This window comes from Mycobacterium asiaticum DSM 44297 (assembly GCF_000613245.1).
In the GTDB taxonomy this organism is placed as follows: Bacteria; Actinomycetota; Actinomycetes; order Mycobacteriales; family Mycobacteriaceae; genus Mycobacterium; species Mycobacterium asiaticum.
This window is the reverse complement of record NZ_HG964936.1, coordinates 1701230-1715911: the sequence shown is the minus strand read 5'-3', so window position 1 is coordinate 1715911 and position 14682 is coordinate 1701230. Positions and strand designations below refer to the sequence as shown.

Annotated in this window: 16 protein-coding genes and 3 pseudogenes; 12 read left to right on the top strand and 7 right to left on the bottom strand. The window is 66.4% G+C overall.

The annotated features are described in order from the left end of the window. Nucleotides 1-51: 51 nt before the first annotated feature. Nucleotides 52-1374 (top strand): annotated as a pseudogene (locus BN972_RS08330) (RNA polymerase sigma factor); the annotation flags it as partial. Between the two features lie 4 nt (nt 1375-1378). Here the strand turns inward: BN972_RS08330 and BN972_RS08325 are convergent. Next, nucleotides 1379-1825 carry a DUF4352 domain-containing protein gene (locus BN972_RS08325; protein WP_036354981.1) on the bottom strand — a complete coding sequence of 149 codons (447 nt, stop codon included), beginning with the start codon at nt 1823-1825 and terminating at the stop codon, nt 1379-1381. 62 nt (nt 1826-1887) lie between these two features. On the opposite strand from BN972_RS08325, the gene BN972_RS08320 reads away from it, so the two are divergent. Further along, on the top strand, nt 1888-2259 hold the full coding sequence (locus BN972_RS08320) for a RidA family protein (RefSeq protein ID WP_036354978.1): 372 nt from the start codon (nt 1888-1890) through the stop codon (nt 2257-2259). On the opposite strand, the gene BN972_RS08315 is transcribed toward BN972_RS08320, so the two are convergent. Beyond that, nucleotides 2244-2600 carry a DUF952 domain-containing protein gene (locus BN972_RS08315; RefSeq protein WP_036354975.1) on the bottom strand — a complete coding sequence of 119 codons (357 nt, stop codon included), beginning with the start codon at nt 2598-2600 and terminating at the stop codon, nt 2244-2246. The two genes, BN972_RS08320 and BN972_RS08315, sit on opposite strands and share 16 nt — an antisense overlap. Nucleotides 2601-2727: 127 nt before the next feature. On the opposite strand from BN972_RS08315, the gene BN972_RS08310 reads away from it, so the two are divergent. Together BN972_RS08310 and BN972_RS08305 are read left to right on the top strand one after the other, a co-directional pair. Continuing rightward, nucleotides 2728-2913, top strand: a complete 186-nt coding sequence (locus tag BN972_RS08310) for a DUF7455 domain-containing protein (RefSeq protein ID WP_036354972.1) — start codon at nt 2728-2730, stop codon at nt 2911-2913. A gap of 63 nt (nt 2914-2976) precedes the next feature. Beyond that, nucleotides 2977-3966 carry a YihY/virulence factor BrkB family protein gene (locus tag BN972_RS08305; RefSeq protein WP_051545329.1) on the top strand — a complete coding sequence of 330 codons (990 nt, stop codon included), beginning with the start codon at nt 2977-2979 and terminating at the stop codon, nt 3964-3966. Here BN972_RS08305 and BN972_RS08300 read toward each other — a convergent pair whose 3' ends face one another. After that, nucleotides 3967-4206: a DUF3039 domain-containing protein gene (locus tag BN972_RS08300; protein WP_036354970.1), complete on the bottom strand. Its 240-nt coding sequence runs from the start codon at nt 4204-4206 to the stop codon at nt 3967-3969. It abuts the gene before it with no gap. A 58-nt stretch (nt 4207-4264) separates the two neighbouring features. On the opposite strand from BN972_RS08300, the gene BN972_RS08295 reads away from it, so the two are divergent. The 3 genes and pseudogenes from BN972_RS08295 (at nt 4265) to BN972_RS08285 (ending at nt 6633) form a co-directional block, all read left to right on the top strand. Continuing rightward, entirely contained in the window at nt 4265-4690 is a 426-nt protein-coding gene (locus tag BN972_RS08295) for a DUF3099 domain-containing protein (RefSeq protein WP_080696803.1), read from the top strand. Nucleotides 4691-4835: 145 nt separating this feature from the next. Continuing rightward, nucleotides 4836-5798, top strand: a pseudogene (locus BN972_RS08290) (sigma-70 family RNA polymerase sigma factor); the annotation flags it as partial. Between the two features lie 146 nt (nt 5799-5944). Beyond that, nucleotides 5945-6633: pseudogene (locus BN972_RS08285) on the top strand (metal-dependent transcriptional regulator). Nucleotides 6634-6656: 23 nt separating this feature from the next. Here BN972_RS08285 and BN972_RS08280 read toward each other — a convergent pair. Next, on the bottom strand, nt 6657-7712 hold the full coding sequence (locus BN972_RS08280; RefSeq protein WP_036356955.1) for a DUF4192 domain-containing protein: 1056 nt from the start codon (nt 7710-7712) through the stop codon (nt 6657-6659). Nucleotides 7713-7824: 112 nt separating this feature from the next. Here BN972_RS08280 and sthA point away from each other — a divergent pair, with 112 nt between their 5' ends. The 4 genes from sthA to BN972_RS08260 all read left to right on the top strand — a co-directional run bounded on the left by sthA (nt 7825) and on the right by BN972_RS08260 (nt 12138). Continuing rightward, entirely contained in the window at nt 7825-9231 is a 1407-nt protein-coding gene (gene sthA / locus BN972_RS08275) for a Si-specific NAD(P)(+) transhydrogenase (protein WP_099051012.1), read from the top strand. 182 nt (nt 9232-9413) lie between these two features. Beyond that, entirely contained in the window at nt 9414-10382 is a 969-nt protein-coding gene (locus BN972_RS08270; RefSeq protein WP_036354964.1) for a proteasome assembly chaperone family protein, read from the top strand. A 30-nt stretch (nt 10383-10412) separates the two neighbouring features. Then, on the top strand, nt 10413-11438 hold the full coding sequence (locus BN972_RS08265; protein WP_036354962.1) for an alpha/beta fold hydrolase: 1026 nt from the start codon (nt 10413-10415) through the stop codon (nt 11436-11438). A 10-nt stretch (nt 11439-11448) separates the two neighbouring features. Then, entirely contained in the window at nt 11449-12138 is a 690-nt protein-coding gene (locus tag BN972_RS08260) for a PhzF family phenazine biosynthesis protein (protein WP_036354959.1), read from the top strand. 6 nt (nt 12139-12144) lie between these two features. Here the strand turns inward: BN972_RS08260 and BN972_RS08255 are convergent, their stop codons facing one another. The 3 genes from BN972_RS08255 to BN972_RS08245 form a co-directional block, all read right to left on the bottom strand. After that, a complete protein-coding gene (locus BN972_RS08255) occupies nt 12145-12630 on the bottom strand; it encodes a peroxynitrite isomerase (protein ID WP_036354956.1) in 486 nt (161 codons plus the stop codon). A gap of 23 nt (nt 12631-12653) precedes the next feature. Further along, nucleotides 12654-13115, bottom strand: coding sequence for a transcriptional regulator NrdR (gene nrdR, locus BN972_RS08250; protein ID WP_036354954.1), 462 nt, complete (start codon nt 13113-13115; stop codon nt 12654-12656). A gap of 80 nt (nt 13116-13195) precedes the next feature. Next, entirely contained in the window at nt 13196-13702 is a 507-nt protein-coding gene (locus BN972_RS08245) for a LysM peptidoglycan-binding domain-containing protein (RefSeq protein WP_036354951.1), read from the bottom strand. Between the two features lie 281 nt (nt 13703-13983). Between BN972_RS08245 and lexA the strand changes: the two genes are divergently transcribed. After that, nucleotides 13984-14682: a transcriptional repressor LexA gene (lexA, locus tag BN972_RS08240; protein WP_036354948.1), complete on the top strand. Its 699-nt coding sequence runs from the start codon at nt 13984-13986 to the stop codon at nt 14680-14682.

Here is a 14682-nt window from a genome sequence, read left to right as displayed (position 1 = left end):
AGCCAAGGCAGCGGCCGGAGGCGCCGGTGACGCTCCCAAAAGACCCGCGCCAAGGCTGCCAAGGCACCGGCGGCGCGTGGCGCGGCAAAGCCGAAGGATGCCGACGACGCGGCCGAAATCGACGTCGCTCTGGATGCCGGCGACGAGCTGGACACCGATTCCGACCTCGATGTCGAGCCGGGCGAAGACCTGGAGATCGACGCCGCCGACCTGAGCCTCGACGACCTCGAAGAGGACGTCGCCGTAGACGCCGAGGACACCGAGCTCGAAGTCGCCGATGGTGAGGCCGAGGACGGCGAGGCCGCCCCGGCGGCCGCAGCCGGCGAACCCGCAGCCGAGGACGACGAAGAGATCGCCGAGCCGACCGAAAAGGACAAGGCCTCCGGAGATTTCGTCTGGGACGAAGACGAGTCGGAAGCACTGCGCCAAGCCCGCAAGGACGCCGAACTCACCGCATCCGCCGACTCGGTGCGCGCCTACCTCAAGCAGATCGGCAAAGTGGCGCTGCTGAACGCCGAGGAAGAAGTCGAGCTGGCCAAGCGCATCGAGGCGGGCCTCTACGCGACCCAGCTCATGATGGAGCTCAACGATCGCGGCGAGAAACTGCCCGCCGCCCAGCGTCGCGACATGATGTGGATCTGCCGCGACGGCGATCGCGCGAAAAACCACCTGCTGGAAGCAAACCTTCGTCTGGTGGTCTCGCTCGCCAAGCGCTACACGGGCCGCGGCATGGCGTTCCTGGACCTGATCCAGGAGGGCAACCTCGGTCTGATCCGTGCGGTGGAGAAGTTCGACTACACCAAGGGCTACAAGTTCTCCACCTATGCGACGTGGTGGATCCGCCAGGCGATCACCCGCGCCATGGCCGACCAGGCGCGCACCATTCGTATCCCGGTGCACATGGTCGAGGTGATCAACAAGCTGGGCCGCATCCAGCGCGAGCTGCTGCAGGACCTGGGCCGCGAGCCCACTCCCGAAGAACTCGCCAAGGAGATGGACATCACCCCGGAGAAGGTGCTGGAGATCCAGCAGTACGCCCGGGAGCCGATTTCGCTGGACCAGACCATCGGCGACGAGGGCGACAGCCAGCTCGGCGACTTCATCGAGGACAGCGAGGCTGTTGTGGCGGTCGACGCGGTGTCCTTCACCCTGCTGCAAGACCAGCTGCAGTCGGTGCTGGACACCCTGTCTGAGCGCGAAGCCGGCGTCGTGCGGCTGCGGTTCGGCCTCACCGACGGCCAGCCGCGCACGCTGGACGAGATCGGGCAGGTCTACGGGGTGACCCGGGAGCGGATCCGCCAGATCGAGTCCAAGACGATGTCGAAGTTGCGGCACCCCAGCCGTTCGCAGGTATTGCGCGACTACCTGGACTAGGCGTTCAGCCCGCCGCCAGCAGCGCCACGCGCACGCCGTGGGAGAACTGTGACGCCCGCAGGGTGATGCTGGCCGGGAGCATGCCATTCGGGACATCGAACGCACACGTCACGTGCACCTCCTTGCCTGGCTCGATGTTGGTCCGATCGTTGGGGCCGTCGAGATTGACCGCGTGGTCGTAGTGCTTGCCGGAGAAGTCGGTGAGCGTCTGGTCCTGGCAGTACACCGCCCGGGACGTGGGGCCGCCGTTCTTGACCATCAGGTTGACGACGACGAATACCCCCTGCGCCGTGCGGTGCCCGGTCTTTGGCACGCCGAGGTGAATAGCCGTCACGGTGAACGCCAGGGTCCCGTCTCGGACCTCGTCGTTCAGACCGGGGCCGGAGTGGTGCCGGGTACCCAGGCAGCCGGTGATCAGCACGGCCACGGCGAACCAGGCGAATCTGCGCACACAGCACTGCTACCAGCCCGCCACGGCGCAGGTAAAGCGACAGCGCCGGTACCGTGACGGCCATGTCAGCCGACCGCCACTGCATCTCCTCGGACTCGGACTTCGAATCGATCGTCGGGTACTCGCGCGCGGTGCGCGTCGGCCCGCACGTGGTGGTGGCCGGTACCACCGGCAGTGGGAACGATGTGGCCGAGCAGGCACGAAATGCCTTGAGTCGCATAGCAAGTGCTCTCGAACAAGCTGGCGCCACGCTGGCCGACGTGGTCCGGACCCGTACCTACGTCACGGACATCACGAACTGGCGCGAGGTCGGCGCGGTGCACGCGGACGTGTTCGGCGAGATCCGCCCGGTGACCACCATGGTCGAGGTCTCGGCGCTGATCGCGCCGGAGCTGCTGGTGGAGATCGAAGCCGACGCCTACGTCGGGGATTGAAGCGGCGGGAAGCTGCCGTCAGGCGCCGGCGGGTACTCGACCGCCTTGATGACGGCCCCGGCCGGCAACGGACCATACAGGTGCGGGAACACCATCGACTCGGGGTCCGTTGGCACTCCGGGCTCCCACCGCACGGGCGCGTCGAGAGTGGAGACGTCGACGTGCAACAGCAGCAGATCGCGTCGCCCGTGAAAGAGTCGATTCGCCGGGAGGTGGACTTGCTCAGGCGTGGACAGATGGATGAAGCCGTCGGGTGAATCCGGCTCGATGCCGCCCCGTCTGCTCGCCTGGGCCCAGTCCCGAATTCCGCACAAATGAACCAGCACGCGCGGGGCAGTCATTCCAACAAGAATGCCCACTTCGCACGCCGAAAATCCGTGAGAAACGACACACCTCATAACGGTCGGGGAACAAGGCGAAAACTCCGAACGTCTGACAGAGTGAAATTATCGCCAGAACGGAGGAGCCATGAACGCAACTCTGACCAGTCCCGAACTGACCCGGGCAGACCGCTGCGACCGCTGCGGTGCCGCTGCCCGTGTGCGTGCCAAGCTGCCTTCCGGAGCCGAGCTGCTGTTCTGCCAGCACCACGCCAATGAGCACGAAGCGAAATTGGTCGAACTGGCTGCCGTCCTCGAGGTGAGCGGTAGCTAAATCCGCCGAACTCGCCTGCCGCAATGTCGGCGGCGCGAGTAATCTTCGGCAATGCTGGACGGGATGAGCGCCGAAACGCTGAAACCGTCCCGCCACCACTTTTGGCATATTTTCAAAAGGGCGCTGGCCAAAGCTTGGGACGATTCCATTTTCTCCGAGTCCGCGGAAGCGGGATTCTGGACTTGTCTTTCGACGCCGCCTCTGCTGTTGGGGATCCTGGGCACACTGGCCTGGGTGGCGCCGCTGTTCGGCAAGGACACCTTGTCGTCGATCATCAAAAGCATTCTGGGCACAGCACGAAGCTTCTTCTCACCCAGTGTCGTCAACGAGATCATCGAGCCCACGATCCGCGATATCACCACCCACGCCGGCGGTGAGGTTGCCTCACTGGGTTTCCTGATCTCGTTATGGGCGGGGTCCTCAGCGATCTCGTCTTTCGTCGACGCGATCGTCGAGGCGCACGATCAGACGCCGCTGCGCCACCCGGTGCGGCAGCGCTTCTTCTCGTTGTTCATCTACATCGTCATGCTTATCTTCGTGGTGGCGACCGCTCCGGTGGCGGTGGTGGGACCGCGCAAGGTGAGCGAGCACATCCCGATTGGCCTGCAGAACCTGCTGCACTACGGCTACTACCCGGCGCTGATCCTGGGCCTGATGGCCGGGGTGACCGTCCTGTACCGGGTGGCGCTGCCGGTGCCGCTGCCCACCCACCGGCTGATACCCGGCACCGTGCTGGCCACCGTGGTGTTCGCCGTCGCGACCCTTGGCCTGCGCCTTTACCTGCGGTGGATCGGCAGCACCGGCTACACCTACGGCGCGCTGGCCACGCCGATCGCGTTCCTGTTGTTCGCCTTCTTCGGCGGCTTTTCGATCATGATCGGTGCCGAACTCAACGCCGCCATCCAGGAGGAGTTCCCCGCTCCGGCCACCCACGCCCACCGGCTGCGGAACTGGCTGACCCGTCGCACCGCGGCGATGACCGGCACCGGCGAACCGGAAGTGCCGGAGTCGAAAGCGGTCCCGGATGCGGCCAACGTCGAACCTAGGACGTGATCAGCCCTTCTTGAGCCGGTCGTAGATCTGCTTGCAGTCGGGGCAGACGGGTGAGCCCGGCTTGGCCGCCCGGGTGACCGGAAAAACCTCGCCACACAACGCCACAACGTGGTTGCCCATGACCGCGCTCTCGGCGATCTTGTCCTTCTTGACGTAGTGGAAGAACTTGGGGGTGTCGCTGCCGGTCCCGTCATCGACGCGTTCTTCGGCATCGGTGCGTTCGATCGTCTGGGTGTCCATGCCACACATTGTGCCTCCTGACCTGGCGACTGACACCGGAGAACCCAAAAGCGATTTCGTGTGGAACAGTGGAAGGATGAAGCGCGGCACCGAGCTCGGCGGTTTTGACGAGGAGGGCCGACCGGTACTCATCACCGCTGCCGCACCTTCCTACGAGGTGCAGCATCGCGCAAGGGTGCGTAAATACCTCACCCTCATGGCGTTCCGCATCCCGGCGTTGCTGTTGGCGGCCATCGCTTACGGCGCATGGCACAACGGCCTGATCTCTCTGTTGATCGTCGCGGCCTCAATACCGTTGCCGTGGATGGCTGTTCTGATCGCCAACGACCGTCCCCCGCGCGACGCCGGCGAACCTCGACGCTTCGACCATGCGCACAAGCGCACCCCGTTATTCCCGACCGCCGAACGGCTGGCACTGGAGCCGCGACGCGATCCGCTGACGCACTCCGATGCGCAGGTCATCGACCCCGACGGTTCCCGCTAGCCGTCCACTCGCGTCACTTCTCAGGACATTCTCAGGTCACCGCCGTATTTCTGCACGTCACAGCGTGTGAGATAGCGAAGCGGTGGGAACTCTGCGACCGGGCTTCTCGTTAACCACATGACAAAGACAAGCCAATCGGGAGGGCGCAATGGCTAATGCCACCACAAGCCGGGTCGACGACAACTTGGATGCTCAGAGCCCGGCGGCAGACCTGGTGCGCGTGTATCTGAACGGCATTGGTAAGACGGCGTTGCTCAACGCCGCGGACGAAGTCGAACTTGCCAAGCGCATCGAGGCGGGCCTGTACGCCGAGCACCTGCTAGAGACTCGGAAGCGCCTCGGCGAGAACCGGAAACGCGATCTGGCGCTTGTCGTCAAGGATGGCGAGGCCGCCCGCCGTCACCTGCTGGAAGCCAACCTGCGACTGGTGGTTTCGCTGGCCAAGCGCTACACCGGCCGGGGCATGCCGCTGCTGGACCTCATCCAGGAGGGCAACCTGGGTCTGATCCGCGCCATGGAAAAGTTCGACTACGCAAAGGGTTTCAAGTTCTCGACCTACGCCACCTGGTGGATTCGTCAGGCGATCACCCGCGGTATGGCTGACCAGAGTCGCACCATCCGGCTGCCCGTCCACCTGGTCGAGCAGGTCAACAAGCTGGCCCGGATCAAGCGGGAGATGCACCAGAACCTGGGCCGGGAAGCTACCGATGAGGAGCTGGCCGCCGAGTCCGGCATTCCGGTCGAGAAGATCAACGACCTGCTCGAGCACAGCCGCGACCCGGTAAGCCTGGACATGCCGGTCGGCTCGGAGGAAGAGGCCCCGCTGGGCGACTTCATCGAGGATGCGGAAGCCATGTCCGCCGAGAACGCGGTGATCGCCGAGCTGCTGCATACCGACATTCGCAGCGTGCTGGCCACGCTCGACGAGCGGGAGCACCAGGTGATCCGGCTGCGGTTCGGCCTCGACGACGGCCAGCCGCGCACCCTGGACCAGATCGGCAAGCTGTTCGGTCTGTCCCGGGAGCGGGTCCGCCAGATAGAGCGAGACGTGATGTGCAAGCTGCGCCACGGCGAGCGAGCCGACCGCCTGCGGTCGTACGCCAGCTGAGGCGCGACCGAGCTGCATTTTCGAGCCTGATAGGAGACGGTGTGCCCGCCGCGCTTGCGCGGCGGGCATACTGCTGCGGTGGAGCGTTTTGGACGAACCATCCGCGCGGCTGGCGAAGTAGACTCGGCGGCAACGGAGGATGCTGAATGAACGACTTGGTTGACACCACCGAGATGTACCTGCGCACCATCTACGACCTCGAAGAAGAGGGTGTAACGCCGCTGCGTGCGCGGATTGCCGAACGGCTGGAGCAGAGTGGGCCGACGGTGAGCCAGACCGTCTCCCGGATGGAGCGCGACGGATTGCTCCGCGTGGCCGGCGACCGCCACCTTGAACTCACCGACAAGGGCCGCGCGCTGGCCATCGCCGTGATGCGCAAGCACCGCCTCGCCGAGCGCCTCCTGGTCGACGTCATCGGGTTGCCGTGGGAAGAGGTGCACGCCGAGGCATGCCGGTGGGAGCACGTGATGAGCGAGGATGTAGAGCGCCGGTTGGTCAAGGTGCTCAACAACCCCACGACGTCTCCGTTCGGCAACCCTATTCCAGGGCTGCTGGACCTGGGCGTCGGTTCGGAGTTCGACCCCGACGACGCCCCCTGGTGCGGCTGACCGAGTTGCCACCCGGATCCCCGGTGGCCGTCGTCGTCCGTCAGCTGACCGAGCACGTCCAGGGCGACATCGACCTGATCACTCGGCTCAAGGACGCCGGCGTGGTGCCCAATGCGCGGGTGACCGTCGAGACCGGTGCCGGCGGCGTCACCATCGTCATCCCGGGCCATGAGAACGTCACCCTGCCGCACGAGATGGCGCATGCCGTCAAGGTCGAGAAGGTCTGAGCCGCTAGCGGCCCGCCACCCCACTAGCCGGCCCGCCGGCCGAAGTCCTGCCGCGGCGGCAGCCGCACACCCAGTTGCGCGGCCAGTCGATAGCCGGTACCGGCGAGCTCACGAATGTCGTTGGGCCGCAATCCCGACTGCAGCGCCTGGTCCAGCATGCCCGCCATGCGATGCTGCGGGTCGCAGCGCAGCGCGGCTTCCAGCGACACCCCCGCCAGCGGTCCGTCCCCGCGCACGTAGGCGCTGAACGCCAACAGCACCAGTGCCTCCACCCGCCATGGTGGCGGCAAGAGACGCGACAGCACCGACCACAGTGCCTCGGCAGCGTCCGCCGTCTCGGCCACCGCGAGGGCGTACAGCGTGTCGCGCACCCGCACGTCCACCAGCGCACACCCCAGGAGCGCCACTTCCGCATCGCCGAGGCCTTGCCCATCGATCACCCGGGCGGCGGCGTCCATGGCCAGCTCGATGTCGCGTCGGCTGCGGCCGGCCGGATCGGCTTCGCACGCGGCCGCACGCGCTTTCGCCGCCTTCTCGACCGCGGCCGCCAGTGCTGCGCTGCGCGCCGGGTCGCTCGCGATCACCGCCTGCAGGTCGGCGCGCCGGGCATACAGGCGCCGCCCCTCCAGCACCGCCGCCGCAGCGAGCGGGGACGCCGCCGGATCGTCAATCGGCCCGCCCGCACCGCAGCCGTCGACGCAATGCCAGCGCCCACCCGCGGCGACCCGGTCCACCACGTGCGCCGCATACCGCCGGATGCCGTACCGCGCCAACGCGTCGCTGAGCGCGTCGCACAGCTCGCGGTACTCCTCGTTGCACACCGGACACTGGGCCCCCTCGTTGTCGACCAGCACCACGATCGCGGCGTCCGGACGTGCCGCCGCGGCCACCTCGGCGAGCTGCTCGATACGGTCGGGAAGGTCCTCGGACAGATCGGCGCGCAGCACCGAGCCCATCCCACCGCCCTCCAGCGAAACCAGCACCAGCGATTTCTCCGGCACAAAACCGAGGATCGCCGGTAGTGCGGCGATCAGAGCGCCGGGGCGATTGAGTTCGAAGTCAGCTCGTTGCGTCGTCATGGCGTCCACGCTGACGACACCGACCGTCAGTTCGTGCTCGCACAACGTGATTCAGCCGCCCGCTTGTGGAGAAAGTCGCGACTGTGGGCTCTATCGTCTAACCATGACTTCGATGCGCGAATACGACCTGGTGGTTCTCGGATCCGGGCCCGGCGGACAGAAGGCCGCAATTGCTGCGGCAAAGCTGGGTAAGTCGGTCGCGATCGTCGAGCGGGGCCGGATGGTCGGCGGCGTCTGCGTGAACACCGGCACCATCCCGTCGAAGACGCTGCGGGAAGCGGTCGTCTACCTGACCGGCATGAGTCAGCGCGAGCTGTACGGCGCCAGCTATCGGGTGAAGGACAAGATCACCCCGGCCGACCTGCTCGCCCGGACCCAGCACGTGATCGGCAAACAGGTCGACGTGGTGCGGTCGCAGCTGATGCGCAACCGGATCGACCTGGTGCTCGGGCACGGCCGCTTCGTCGACCCGCACACCATCCTGGTGGAGGAAGACGCCCAGGGCGAGCGGGTGACGGTCAGCGGCGACTACATCGTCATCGCCACCGGCACCAAGCCGGTGCGGCCGTCGGGGGTCGAGTTCGACGAGAAGCGGGTGCTGGATTCCGACGGGATCCTGGACCTGCGGTCGCTGCCGTCATCAATGGTGGTGGTCGGCGCCGGGGTGATCGGTATCGAGTACGCGTCGATGTTCGCCGCGCTGGGCACCAAGGTCACCGTCGTCGAGAAGCGAGACACGATGCTGGACTTCTGTGACCCCGAGATCGTCGAGGCCCTCAAGTTCCACCTCCGCGACCTGGCGGTGACGTTCCGATTCGGTGAGGAGGTCACCGCGGTCGACGTCGGCGCCTCGGGCACCGTCACCACCCTGGCCAGCGGCAAGCAGATCCCGGCCGAGACGGTGATGTACTCCGCGGGCCGGGAGGGACAAACCGAGCATCTCGGCCTGGAGAACGCCGGGCTCGAAACCGACCACCGCGGACGGATTTTCGTCGACGACCAGTTCCAGACCAAGGTCGAGCACATTTACGCCGTCGGCGACGTCATCGGGTTCCCCGCGCTGGCGGCGACCTCTATGGACCAGGGCCGACTGGCGGCCTACCACGCCTTCGGGGAGCCCACCGAGGGCATCACCGCCCTGCAGCCGATCGGGATCTACTCGATCCCGGAGGTGTCCTACGTCGGCGCCACAGAAGTGGAACTCACCAAGCAGTCGATCCCCTACGAGGTGGGCGTGTGCCGCTACCGCGAGCTGGCCCGCGGCCAGATCGCCGGCGACTCGTACGGCATGCTCAAGTTGCTCGTGTCGACCACCGACCGCAAGTTGCTGGGTGCGCATCTCTTCGGCACCAGCGCCACCGAAATGGTGCATATCGGGCAGGCCGTGATGGGTTGCGGCGGCACCGTCGACTACCTGGTCGACGCGGTCTTCAACTACCCGACGTTTTCCGAGGCGTACAAGGTCGCGGCGCTGGATGTGACCAACAAGATGCGCGCCCTCAACCAGTTCCGGCGCTGAACCCACGTTTCGTTCCATCGCGCCGAACCGCTGGTTACCAGCAAGCGAATAGAATCTCGGCCGTATGCGTTGATCGTGGTGCCAGCAAATCTCGGGCGGTGCCGGCTTCGGACCCCCTCGATTGAGAGACACTGGTTGGGGGAACCTAGAGGGACCCGTGTGACCCCGAGAGGAGGAGCACCATGACCCACCCTGATGAGGCGCATGACTACCAGCCGGGCCAATCCGGCATGTACGAGCTCGAGTTCCCGGCGCCGGTGCTGTCGACGTCCGACGGGCGCGGTCCGGTGTTGGTGCACGCGCTGGAGGGCTTCTCGGACGCCGGTCACGCTATCCGGCTGGCTTCCGGCCACCTCAAGGCGGCGCTGGACACTGAACTGGTCGCTTCGTTCGCTATCGACGAACTGCTGGACTACCGGTCGCGGCGCCCGCTGATGACGTTCAAGACCGACCACTTCACCCACTACGACGACCCCGAGCTCAGCCTGTATGCGCTGCGCGACAGTGTGGGCACGCCGTTCCTGCTGCTTTCGGGCATGGAGCCGGACCTGAAGTGGGAACGGTTCATCACCGCGGTGCGGCTGCTAGCCGAGCGGCTCGGGGTGCGCCAGACCATCGGCCTGGGCACCGTGCCGATGGCGGTGCCGCACACCCGTCCGGTCACCTTGACCGCGCACTCCAACAACCCGGAGCTGATCGCCGATTTCACGCCCTGGATTTCCGAGATCCAGGTGCCGGGCAGCGCATCGAACCTGTTGGAGTACCGGATGGCCCAGCACGGCCACGAAGTCGTCGGGTTCACCGTGCACGTACCGCACTACCTGACGCAGACCGACTATCCCGCCGCCGCGCAGGCATTGCTCGAGCAGGTCGCCAAGACCGGGGCGCTCGAGCTTCCACTGACTGCGCTGACCGACGCGGCCGCCGAGATCCGAACGAAAATCGACGAGCAGGTGCAAGCGAGCGCGGAAGTCGCTCAAGTGGTGGCGGCCCTTGAGCGCCAGTACGATGCCTTCATTGACGCTCAGGAAAACAGGTCTTTGCTCACCCGTGACGAGGAGCTGCCGAGCGGCGACGAGCTGGGTGCCGAGTTCGAGCGGTTCTTGGCGCAGCAGGCTGAGAAGAAGTACGACGACGACGACAAGAAGTAGCGCTCCCATCGACCTGACAAGGCGGGCGACATGACCGAGCGGAAGCGAAATCTCCGCCCGGTGCGGGAAGTGACCTCCCCGTCGCTGCAGTACCGCACCATTCACGGCTACAAGCGCGCGTTCCGCATCGCTGGATCCGGTCCGGCAATCCTGTTGATCCACGGCATCGGCGACAACTCCACCACCTGGACCGGTATCCACGCCAAGCTCGCGCAGCGGTTCACCGTCATCGCGCCGGATCTGCTCGGTCACGGCAAGTCCGACAAACCGCGCGCCGACTATTCGGCCGCGGCATACGCCAACGGCATGCGCGACCTGCTCAGCGTCCTGGACATCGAGCGGGTCACCATCATCGGTCACTCCCTCGGTGGTGGGGTGGCGATGCAGTTCGCTTATCAGTTCCCCCATCTGGTGGACCGGTTGATCCTGGTGGGCGCCGGCGGTGTCACCAAGGACGTCAACATCGCGTTGAGGTTCGCCTCGCTGCCGATGGGCTCCGAGGCGTTGGCGCTGCTGCGCCTGCCCATGGTGTTGCCGGCGGTTCAGCTGCTGGGCCAGCTGGCGGGACTGGCGCTCGGATCCACTGCCCTGGGGCGCGATCTGCCCAACATGCTGCGGATTCTCAACGACCTCCCCGAACCGACGGCCTCATCGGCGTTCACCCGAACCTTGCGGGCCGTCGTCGATTGGCGTGGACAGATCGTTACGATGCTGGACCGGTGTTATCTGACCGAAGCGATCCCCGTGCAGATCATCTGGGGCGCAAAGGATTCGGTGATTCCGGTTCAGCACGCCCACATGGCGCACGCGGCGATGCCGGGCTCGCGACTGGAAATCTTCGAGGACTCCGCGCACTTTCCCTTCCATGACGACCCGGCCCGGTTCCTCGACGTCGTGCAGAACTTTATCGACACCACCGTCCCGCCCGAGTACGACCAGGCCGCACTGCGTGAGTTGCTGCGCAGCGGCGGCGGGGCGCGTACCGTGTCCGGCCCGACCGACACCCGGGTCGCCGTGCTGAACGCAATGGGGGCGGACGAACGCAGCGCCACCTGACCGACCGGCGATGAGCGTCGAGGTCACCGTGCTGCGCGTCTTCACTGACGCCGACGGGAATTTCGGAAACTTGCTCGGTGTCGTCGACGCCGCCCTCGTCGACCCCGCCGACCGGCAACCGCTGGCGACCGAATTGGGTTACAGCGAAACGATTTTCGTCGACCTTCCAGCCGAAGGGGAAACGACTGCACTTGCGGTCATCCACACCCCGCGCACGGCACTGCCCTTCGCCGGCCATCCGACCGTCGGCGCGGCGTGGTGGTTGCGTGAGCGGGGCACGCCGATCAACACGCTGCGGGTGCCGGCCGGCCTGGTGCAGGTGAGCTACTCAGACGATCTCACCGCAATCAGCGCACGGGCCGAGTGGTCACCCGAGTTCGCCATCCACGACATGGGCTCCCCCGAAGCCGTCGCCGCGGCCGACCCCGCCGACTTTGCCGACGACGTGGCGCACTACCTGTGGGCGTGGGCCGACGAGCCGTCCGGGTCGTTGCGCTCCCGGATGTTCGCGGCCAACCTCGGGGTCACCGAGGACGAGGCGACCGGCTCGGCGGCAGTGCGAATCACCGAGCACCTGAGCCGGGATCTACGCATCACCCAGGGCAGCGGTTCCCTGCTCCACACCGCCTGGAATCCGCAGGGCTGGGTGCAGGTGGCCGGCCGCGTCGTCCACGACAGCGTCAAACACGTTGACCTATGACGGTATTCAGCTTTGCCGGCGCAGCACGGCGGACAGGTGGTGCTGCACCGGCTGACCGACCGCCCCCATCCGCAGTGAATAGGAAAGCTCGTCACCGTCGATGCGGAAGGAACGGCCCAGGGCGGTGACCTCTTTGGCCGTCGGGGTCAAACCGACCGAGGTGGTGAGCAACTCGAGTTCGATGACGTTGTCGCTCAGGGAGTATGTGCCGACCTCGATTTCGGTGATACCGCTCGGGTGGGCCAGCACCAGCTCGACCTGACCGGGCCGCGGCACCCGCAGATAGCCGGCTTCGGCGTGCAGCGGCTTGCCGTCGGCGGCGGCCTTGGTCTTCTGCCCGTAGCTCAGGAATGGCTTGCCGACATGGGAGAAGACAACCTCTTCGAGGTATTCGAACGGCTCGATCGTCGGATACTCCCCCGCGCCCCGTCCCGCCCAAACGCCCAGCAGCGGTGCCAACGGCGCGAGGTTAGGGTGCAGGTCTGCCGGCATGGGGCCAGAGTAGACGCCACGCTTCAGCCGGAGGTGGACACCTTGCGGTGGGACCGCAGCGCCTCGATCTCGCGTTCGAAGTCCTCGGCGGAGGAAAAGGACCGGTAGACCGAGGCGAACCGCAGATAAGCCACCTCGTCCAGTTCGCGCAACGGCCCCAGGATGGCCAGGCCCACCTCGTGGCTGGGCACTTCCGGCCCGGCGGCGCGCACGGAATCCTCCACTTGTTGCGCCAGCAGGTTCAACGCGTCGTCGTCGACCTGGCGACCCTGGCACGCCCGGCGCACCCCGCTGATCACCTTCTCCCTGCTGAAGGGCTCGATGACACCGCTGCGCTTGACGACGGCCAGTACCGCGGTTTCCACGGTGGTAAACCGGCGCCCACATTCGGGGCAGGACCGGCGGCGGCGGATCGCCTGCCCCTCATCGGTTTCCCGGGAGTCGATCACTCGGGAATCGGGATGCCGGCAGAACGGGCAGTGCATGGCCGCTCCTTAGTGCTGACAACCCGGTGTGCAGAACACCCCGAGAGTACGCGGTATCCGCGCTGCGCACCCGATGGCCCTCAGCCGACGGGCGCGATCAGGGTCTGGCCCGCGGCGACGGCGTTGGAGTCCAGCGCATTGAGATCACGGATCCGTTCGACGACGTCGCGAACCGGAGCGCCGGGGGCCACCCGGGCTGCCAGCTGCTGCAGCGACTCGCCCGGTTCCACCCGCACCACGGCCAGCGCGGCGGGTACGCGCCCCGAGGAGTCGGTTGATTCACCGTTGGCCATGGTGCCGAAATTCGCCATCAGGCCCAGCCACAGGGTGACGATGCCGGCCAGCAGTGCGAGCCCGACCGTCGTAGCGACCGAAACCGGGCGTCGCCGGTGTGGGGCGGTCGACACGGCCACCCCGGTGCCGTAGTAACGCAACGGCGTGCCGCCGGGACGCGCCGGCCCTGGCCGGTTGGTCCGGGGTTGCGCGGTGCGGTAAGCGGGCGACTCGCTGATCGGCCTGTTCACGGGCCTGTTCACCACCCGCTGCGCGTTCCAGTTGCGCTGCGGGGCCGCGTAGATGAGTGCCATGCCGTTCCCTCCGGTCGACTACTTATCGCTCGTGTGTTCGACCGTAGTCGCTCAGGTGTTCGATATCGAACATCTGAGCGACGCGTGTCGCACGAGCAAAACGGTAGACCTCCCCACCGACAAGGTCTTGACGGTGGAACCAGCTGGGTGACTTTCGAATACCCGAACGCGCCGAAAGTTACACACTTGTGATTCGGCAGATTGACGTGTTTTTTCCGACGCTGACACGCCGGTCGAACACATGTTTGATTCTGAACGCGCCGGGCGCTACATTCAGAGCCATGAGCGACAGCAACGACCCTGCAGCAGCAAACCCGGACAGCCGCTTGCACGCTGTCGACGCGACGCTGACCGAGCGGCAACGCACCATTCTGGAGGTCATTCGTGCGTCGGTCACCACCCGCGGCTACCCGCCCAGCATTCGCGAGATAGGCGACGCGGTCGGCCTGACGTCCACCTCATCGGTGGCGCACCAGCTGCGCACCCTGGAGCGTAAGGGCTACCTGCGGCGGGACCCGAACCGTCCCCGCGCCGTTGATGTGCGCGGCGCCGACGACGCCGTCACCGCGCCGGTCACCGATGTCGCCGGCTCGGACGCGTTGCCCGAGCCCACTTTCGTCCCGGTGCTGGGCCGGATTGCCGCTGGTGGTCCGATCCTGGCCGAGGAGGCCGTCGAGGATGTGTTCCCGCTACCCCGGGAGCTGGTCGGTGAGGGGACGTTGTTCCTGTTGAAGGTGGTCGGCGATTCGATGGTCGAGGCCGCCATCTGCGACGGCGACTGGGTGGTGGTGCGCCAGCAGAACGTCGCCGACAACGGTGACATCGTGGCGGCCATGATCGACGGCGAGGCCACCGTCAAGACGTTCAAGCGGGCGGGCGGTCAAGTGTGGCTGATGCCGCACAATCCAGCCTTCGACCCGATCCCAGGCAACGACGCGACCGTGCTGGGCAAGGTCGTCACGGTGATCCGCAAGGTATAG